The organism is Actinophytocola sp. (genome assembly GCF_035712165.1).
GTDB lineage: Bacteria > Actinomycetota > Actinomycetes > Mycobacteriales > Pseudonocardiaceae > DASYTH01.
On the sequence record NZ_DASTBH010000183.1, the window covers coordinates 1 to 7,296 of the forward strand.

Here is a 7,296-nt window from a genome sequence, read left to right on the forward strand (position 1 = left end):
TCCACCTCCCGCCACCGGTCCCGGGCGAGCAACTGCGGGTGCTCGACCACGTCCGGAAGCTCGTTGAGCCGCGCGCTGGCCACCCCGGCCCGGTCCAGCAGCTCGATCAGCTCGGCCGCCGGCAGCTTCGCCGACGCCGCGGCGACCAGCGCGTCCACCTCGTGCCGGTGCGCGGTGCGGGCCACGTTGGTGGCGTAGCGCGGATCGGTGCCGAGCTCCGGCCGGCCGATCAGGTCGGCGGCCAGCCGGCGCCACTCCCGGTCGTTCTGCACGCCGATCAGCACCTGCTCACCGGTCGCCGTGGGGAACCGGTCGTACGGCGCGATCACCGTGTGCGCCAGGCCCATCCGGCGCGGCTGCTCGCCGGTGTGCAGCGAATGCTGGATCTGGTGGCCCATCCACTCCACGGTCGAGTCGAACATCGTGATCTCCAGCGCCGCCCCGTCACCACTGCGCTCCCGGCGCAGCAACGCGGCCAGCACCCCGGAGAAGATGTACATCCCGGCGGCGATGTCGGCGGTCGGAATGCCGGTCTTCACCGGGTCGTCCGGCGTGCCGGTCACCGAGACCAGGCCGCCCTCGCTCTGCACCAGCAGGTCGTAGGCCCGCTTGTCGCGGAACGGCCCGGTGCCGCCGTAACCGGACAGGTCCACCGCGACCAGCCGGGGGTGCCGGCGCACCAGCGTGTGCGCGTCGAACCCGAGGCGCGCCGCCGCACCCGGACCGAGGTTCTGCACGAACACGTCGGCCCGGCCGACCAGCCGGTCGAGCACCTCGACACCGTGCCGGGACTTCAGGTCCAGCGTCACCGACTCCTTGGACCGGTTGAGCCACACGAAATGCGAGGCCATGCCGCGCACCGAGTGGTCGTACCCGCGGGCGAAGTCGCCGCCGTCCGGGCGTTCGATCTTGATCACCCGGGCGCCGAGGTCGGCGAGCTGGCGGGTGGCCAGTGGGGCGGACACCGCCTGCTCGACGCTCACCACGAGCATCCCGTCGAGTGGAAGCATTCCCGCAGCATAGGTATCGGTCTTCGAGCCGGGTTGCCGCCCGTCTCGAGCGCCGGCTGCCAGCCTGGCCGTATGACCACGTGGGAATATCCGATCGGGGACACCAGGCGGCTCGAGATGGACGCCCGCTACGACGAGGCGCGGGCCAGCGGTCCCCTGGTGCGGGTGCGGATGCCCTACGGCGGTGAGGCGTGGCTGGCCACCGGCCACGCCGAGGTCAAGCTGGTGCTCTCCGACCCCCGGTTCAGCCGGGAGCAGACCGAGGCCGCGCCCCGGCTGCTGCCCGAGCCGCCGCCCAGCGGGTCGATCCTGACCATGGACCCGCCCGAGCACACCCGGCAGCGCCGGCTGGTGGCCAAGGCGTTCACCCAGCGCCGGATCGAGGGGCTGCGGCCACGGGTGCAGGAGATCGTCGACGGGCTGCTCGACGACCTCGAGCGACAGGGTTCGCCGGCCGACCTGAAGAAGTTCCTGGCCGAACCGCTGCCGATCACGGTGATCTGCGAGGTGCTCGGCGTGCCGGCGCAGGACCGGGAGCGGTTCCGCGCGCTCACCGACACCGTGATGTCCACGACCTCGTTCAGCTCCGATGAGGCGCAGGCCGCGATGGGCCAGTTCTTCGGCTACCTCGGCGCACTGGTCGCGGGCAAGCGCGAGCACCCCGAGGACGACCTGCTCAGCGCGATGGTGCTGGCCAGGGACGCCGACGACCGGCTCTCCGAGCAGGAGCTGATCTGGCTCGGCGTGGCGCTGCTGATCGGCGGCCACGAGACCACGCTCAACCAGCTCGCCAACTTCAGCTACCTGCTGCTGACCAACCCGGGGCAGCTGGCCGTCCTGCGGGCCCGGCCCGAGCTGGTCGGCCAGGCCGTCGAGGAGCTGCTGCGGTTCGTGCCGCTCAACACCGGCTCCGCGTTCGGCGTGACCGCCCGCGAGGACGTGCCGTTCGGCGACATCGTGGTGCGCGCAGGCGAGGTGGTGATCCCGGACGTGGCCGCCGCCAACCGCGACCCCCGGGTGTTCGCCCACCCGCACACCCTCGACATCGAGCGGGGCGAGGTGCCGCACGTGACGTTCGGGTTCGGCGCGCACCACTGCATCGGCGCCCAGCTCGCCCGGCTCGAGCTGCAGGTCGCGTTCAGCACGCTGCTGCGCCGGTTCCCGAACCTGGAGCTGGCCGTGCCGGCGAAGGAGATCGCCTGGCGGGAGGGCGCGCTGATCCGGGGCGTCGAGGCACTGCCGGTCGCCTGGTGATCACCACCGCGGTTTGAGCCGCCTTCGAAGCAGCGCTGCCAACCTCGTGCGGACACAACACACTGCCGGGACTGCCTGAGGAGATGCGCATGCGTGGCGAGACCCAGATCCTCGTCGTCGGGGGAGGGCCCGCCGGGTCCACCGCAGCGGGCCTGTTGGCCAAACAGGGCTTCCAGGTCACGTTGCTGGAACGCGACGTCTTCCCCCGCTACCACATCGGCGAGTCGATCCTGCCGTCCTGCCGGCCGATCTTCGAGCTGCTCGGGGTATGGGACAAGATCAACGCCCACGGCTTCCAGCCCAAGGGCGGCGCGTACTTCTTCTGGGGCCCCGAGGAGTGGGAGGTCAGGTTCACCGAGCTGGGCGAGGACGGCACCAACGCCTGGCAGGTCATCCGGTCCGACTTCGACAAGCTGTTGCTCGACCACGCCCGGGAGCTCGGCGTGGAGGTCACCGAGGGCATCGCGGTGAAGGAGCTGGAGTTCGACGGCGAGCGGCCGGTCGCGGCGCGCTGGGCGGAGACCAAGAACCCGGACCGCGGCGGCCGGATCACGTTCGACTACCTGGTGGACGCCTCCGGGCGCGGCGGCGTGATCGCCACGAAGTACAACAAGAGCCGCAAGTTCCACAACGTGTTCCGCAACGTGGCGGCGTGGACCTACTGGCGTGGAGCCAAGGAGCTGGACCGCGGGCCGAAGGGCGCGATCACGGTGGCCTCCGTCGAGGACGGTTGGTTCTGGGCGATTCCCTTGCACGACGGGACGTTGAGCGTCGGGCTGGTCACCGGACGGGACAACTTCAACGAGAAGCGCACCGAGCTCGGCAGCATCGAAGCGGTGTACGACAAGGCACTCGGCCAGTGCCCGGCCGTTCTCGACCTGCTGGTGGACGCCGAGCAGGTCGCCGGGATGAAGGTGGAGCAGGACTACTCCTATGCCGCCGACGAGTTCGCCGGACCGGGCTACCTGCTGTGCGGGGATGCCGCCTGCTTCCTCGACCCGCTGCTGTCCACCGGTGTGCACCTGGCCACCTACAGCGGAATGCTCGGCGCCGCCGCGATCGGCAGCGTGCTGCGCGGCGAGGTGGCCGAGGAGGAGGCGTGGGACTTCTTCGGCACCGTCTACCGCCAGGCCTACGAGCGGTTGCTGGTGCTGGTCTCCACGTTCTACGAGAGCTACAAGGGCAAGGAGCACCACTTCTACAACGCCCAGCGGCTGTCCCAGGAGGACCGGGACGAGCTGAACGTGCAGGCCGCCTTCGACCGGATCGTCACCGGCATCGCCGACCTCGACGACGCGCAGGACGTGTACCGCCGCGTGCAGCAGCACCTGCACGGCGCGGAGAGCGGTGACCCCAACCCGCTGGCGAACCTGAACAAGGTGCACGAGCAGAAGAAGGCGCCGATGAGCCCGGACAAGGCCGTCGGCGGGCTGTACCTGGCCTTCCGGCCGCAACTCGGCCTGCGCCGGGCCGAGGTTCCGACTCTCCCCTGAACACCTCGTGGAGTCAGATCATGAGCACAATCCCCGTGACGCCGGCTTCGGGGGACCCGACGTCGACGCGTAAGTACCCGCGCTGGTACGCGACCCTGTTCGCACTGGATACCTTGGAGCGCTTCGGTTTCTACGGCATGCAGGCCATTCTGGTGCTGTACGCGGTGGCGCCGAAGAGCCGCGGCGGCCTGGGCCTGCCGGTCGCCGACGCCGCGTCGCTGTTCGGCGCCTGGATCGCGCTGTTCTTCCTGGCATCGCTGCCCGGCGGCTGGCTCGGCGACCGGGTGCTCGGCTCCCGGCGGGCCCTGCTGGTCGGCGCGGTGCTCAGCACGATCGGGTACCTGTTCCTGGCCACCCCCGGCGGCTGGTTCACGGCGATCGGGCTGTGCCTGCTGGCCGCCGGCGGCGGTCTGTACAAGCCGAACCACCAGGCGATGCTGAACCTGATGTACGGCAACGACATCGGCCGGCGGGAGGCGGGCATCTCGCTGATGTGGACCGGCGTGCAGACCAGTGCCCTGATCGCGCCGCTGGTCACCGGTTTCATCGGGGAGAAGCTGAGCTGGAACCTGGCGTTCGTGGTGGCGGCCGCGGCGATGGCGCTCACCGCCGTTCTCGTCGCCATGTCGACCACACAGTTCGGTGAGACCGGCGCCCGGCCGATCCGGCCGCTCGAGGACGACGTGCGCCGCAAGGTGCGCAACCGCACGCTGGTCGTGGCCGGGGTGGTGGCCGTGCTGCTGATCGGCGCCGGGATCGGCGGCGCGCTCAGCGCGTCCATGGCGATCGGCCTCACCGGCCTGCTCAGCCTGATCTTCCCGATCATCGGCTACCGGGCGGTCTACCGGAACAAGCTGCTCAACACCGGCGACCGGCGCAGGCTGCGCGGCTTCCTGTGGGTCTTCCTCGGCGCCGCGCTGTTCTGGATGATCATCGCGCACGCCGGCTCGCTGCTGAACCTGTTCGCGCTCAACCATGTCGACCGCGAGATCCTGGGCTGGACCATCCCGGCCAGTTGGCTGATGGTGGCCACCCCGGCGTTCATGCTGGTGCTGGCGCCGTTCTTCGCCTGGTGGCTGCCGCGGCTCGGCAGGCGCGACAACGTGGGCGTGAAGTTCGCCATCGGCCTGCTGCTGGTCGGCGGCAGCTTCCTGCTCATGTCGGTGGCCACGCTGGTCGCCCTGGACGGCACGAAGGTCTCGCCGCTGTGGCTGGTCGCGGTGTACTTCGCGCACGCCTGCGGGGAGCTGATCGTGGCCGCGGTCACCATCGCCGCCGCCGGTGACGTGCTGCCGCGCCAGTTCATGGGCCGCACGCTGGGCCTGCTCTACCTGTTCGCGGCGCTCGGCGGCGGGGTGGGCGCGGGCGTGGTCCGGTTGGCCGAGGTGGTCCCGGAGCCGCTCTACTACCTGGGCCTCGGCTCGGCCGCGGCGCTGGCTGGTCTCGCCTTCGCCATCGGCCGGCGCCGGCTGACCCGGTCGCTGCTGCCCGGCAGCGACGAGCCGGACCAGGCCGCCGCGCCGGAGCAGGAGCCGCCACAGCGCCTCGCGGCCTGACCGCCTCTCCGGAATTTTGATGCGGTTGTCGCGTTCCGGCGAACGGTGCGGATGACGGGGTGGATTGTGGTTGCGTGTCGTCACGGTCCCCTGAGGTAGCTGTTGGTCGGGGCACGCACTTCCCCCCGGCACCGATCTGAACCGCGAGCCCGAAGACCCCGCCGAGCGCCGCTCGGCGGGGTCTTCGGCGGTCAGGCCGGGTGCTGCAGGTGGCGCACCAGTAGCGCGAGCTGCTCGGCGTACCTGCTGGTGAACGTGGCCGACTGGGGGTCGGCGCCGGAGATCAGCTCGGCGATCCGGGGCAGCGTCACGGTCGCGCTGGCGGCGGCGAACAGGGCCAGCAGCAGGCACCCGGGGTCGAGGTCGGCCGGGATCTCGCCGGCGGCCTGCCGGTTCTTCAGCTCGGTCACCTGGGCCCGCATGAACTGGGCCTCCGCCTCGCTGGCCGGGGTCTGTTCGGCGCTGCCGGACATGTTGACCCAGGCCATCAGCCGGGCCCAGTCCCAGTCGTGCACGGTGCTCATCACGAAGCCGGCCACCACGGCGTCGAGCGGCGCCTCGGGCCGGGCCATGGCGGCGCTGGTCTCGCGCCACCGGTCGGCCAACTCGGTGTAGAGCCCTTCCTTGCCGCCGAAGTAGTACGAGATCAGCTGCTTGTTCACGCCGGCCCGGTCGGCGATGTCGCTGATCCGGGCGGCCGCGAAGCCCTTCGCCCCGAACTCCGCCTTGGCGGCGTCGAGGATGCGCGCCTTGGTGCGCTCGGGGTCGCGTTGCCGCTCGCCCGCGCCGGGTGAGCGGCGGGGGCGGCGCGGCTGGGCTGGGGTGTCGGCCACGCCGCCACGGTAGCTCATCCACCCGCACTTTTCACCCGGTGGATGAACTCCCCAACTCAAGGATTGACATAATCAACCCACTGGATGATTATGGAGACCACAGGTTGGATCGAGGGAGGAAGCAATGGCCAAGGGACTGCGGGTAGCGGTGATCGGCGGTGGCATCGGCGGGCTGTGCCTGGCGCAGGGGCTGCGCAAGGCCGGTGTCGACGTGGCGGTGTACGAGCGGGACCGGTCCCGGACCGACCGGCTGCAGGGCTATCGCATCCACATCAACCCGACCGGGGCGCGAGCGCTGCACGAGTGCCTGCCCGCACCCCTGTGGGAGGCGTTCCTCGCCACCACCGGCAAGTCCGGCAGCGCGTTCGGGTTCCTCACCGAGCGGATGGAAGAACTGCTGGTGACCGGTGACGAGCCGACCGGCCCGGCCGACCCGACCCGGGAACACCACTCGGTCAGCCGGATCACGCTGCGCCAGGTGCTGTCCGCGGGGCTGGACGGGGTGCTGCACTACGGCAAGGAGTTCGTGCGCTACGAGCAGACCGGCGACGGCCCGGTCACCTGTCACTTCGCCGACGGCAGCACCGCCGAGGCGGACGTGCTCGTGGCCGCGGACGGTGGCGGCTCGCGGGTGCGGGCGCAGTATCTGCCGCAGGCCAAGCGGGTGGACACCGGAATCCAGGCGATCGCCGGCAAGCTCACCCTGGACGAGCGCAGCCGCGCCTGGCTGCCCGCGCGGCTCGTCGCCGGCCCGAACCTGCTGCTGCCGCCGAAGGGGCTCGGCATGTTCCTGGCTCCGCACGACCTGGACGACGTGGCCACCGACGCGGGTATCGGGGGCAACGACGAGACGCTCGACCAGGACGCGGTGCTGTTCGACAACACCACCAGCTACCTGATGTGGGCCTTCGCGGCCAGCCCCCGGCGCTACCCGCCCGGCGCCTCGCTCAAGGACATGGAGGGCAAGGAGCTACGGGATCTGGTCGCCGAGCTGATGGCGGGCTGGGACCCGGCGTTGCGGCGGATGGTGACCGACTCCGAGCCGGGCACCGTGTCGCTGTTGCCGATCCGCACGGCCACGCCGGTTGCGGAGTGGCCGAGCACGAACGTGACGCTGATCGGGGATGCGATCCACAGCATGACGCCGATG

The 7,296-nt window shown here is 70.9% G+C and carries 6 protein-coding genes; 4 read left to right on the forward strand and 2 right to left on the reverse strand.

Annotation, left to right across the window (positions count from 1 at the left end):
* On the reverse strand, positions 1 to 1,010 hold a 1,010-nt coding region (locus tag VFO68_RS10115; protein ID WP_325157946.1), incomplete at its 3' end, for a CaiB/BaiF CoA-transferase family protein.
* A 72-nt stretch (positions 1,011 to 1,082) separates the two neighbouring features.
* Here VFO68_RS10115 and VFO68_RS10120 point away from each other — a divergent pair.
* The 3 genes from VFO68_RS10120 (at position 1,083) to VFO68_RS10130 (ending at position 5,313) form a co-directional block, all read left to right on the forward strand.
* Positions 1,083 to 2,264: a cytochrome P450 gene (locus tag VFO68_RS10120; RefSeq protein ID WP_325157947.1), complete on the forward strand. Its 1,182-nt coding sequence runs from the start codon at positions 1,083 to 1,085 to the stop codon at positions 2,262 to 2,264.
* Between the two features lie 89 nt (positions 2,265 to 2,353).
* The gene (locus tag VFO68_RS10125) at positions 2,354 to 3,757 is read left to right on the forward strand and encodes an NAD(P)/FAD-dependent oxidoreductase (protein WP_325157948.1); all 1,404 of its coding nucleotides are present in this window, start codon (positions 2,354 to 2,356) and stop codon (positions 3,755 to 3,757) included.
* Between the two features lie 20 nt (positions 3,758 to 3,777).
* Positions 3,778 to 5,313 (forward strand): oligopeptide:H+ symporter, encoded by a 1,536-nt coding sequence (locus VFO68_RS10130; protein ID WP_325157949.1) that lies wholly within the window; start codon positions 3,778 to 3,780, stop codon positions 5,311 to 5,313.
* A gap of 191 nt (positions 5,314 to 5,504) precedes the next feature.
* Here VFO68_RS10130 and VFO68_RS10135 read toward each other — a convergent pair whose 3' ends face one another.
* Complete coding sequence (locus VFO68_RS10135; protein WP_325157950.1) at positions 5,505 to 6,146, reverse strand: TetR/AcrR family transcriptional regulator; 642 nt, start codon at positions 6,144 to 6,146, stop codon at positions 5,505 to 5,507.
* A gap of 124 nt (positions 6,147 to 6,270) precedes the next feature.
* Here VFO68_RS10135 and VFO68_RS10140 point away from each other — a divergent pair.
* Positions 6,271 to 7,296 (forward strand): FAD-dependent oxidoreductase (locus VFO68_RS10140; RefSeq protein ID WP_325157951.1); only part of this gene is annotated, 1,026 nt, incomplete at its 3' end.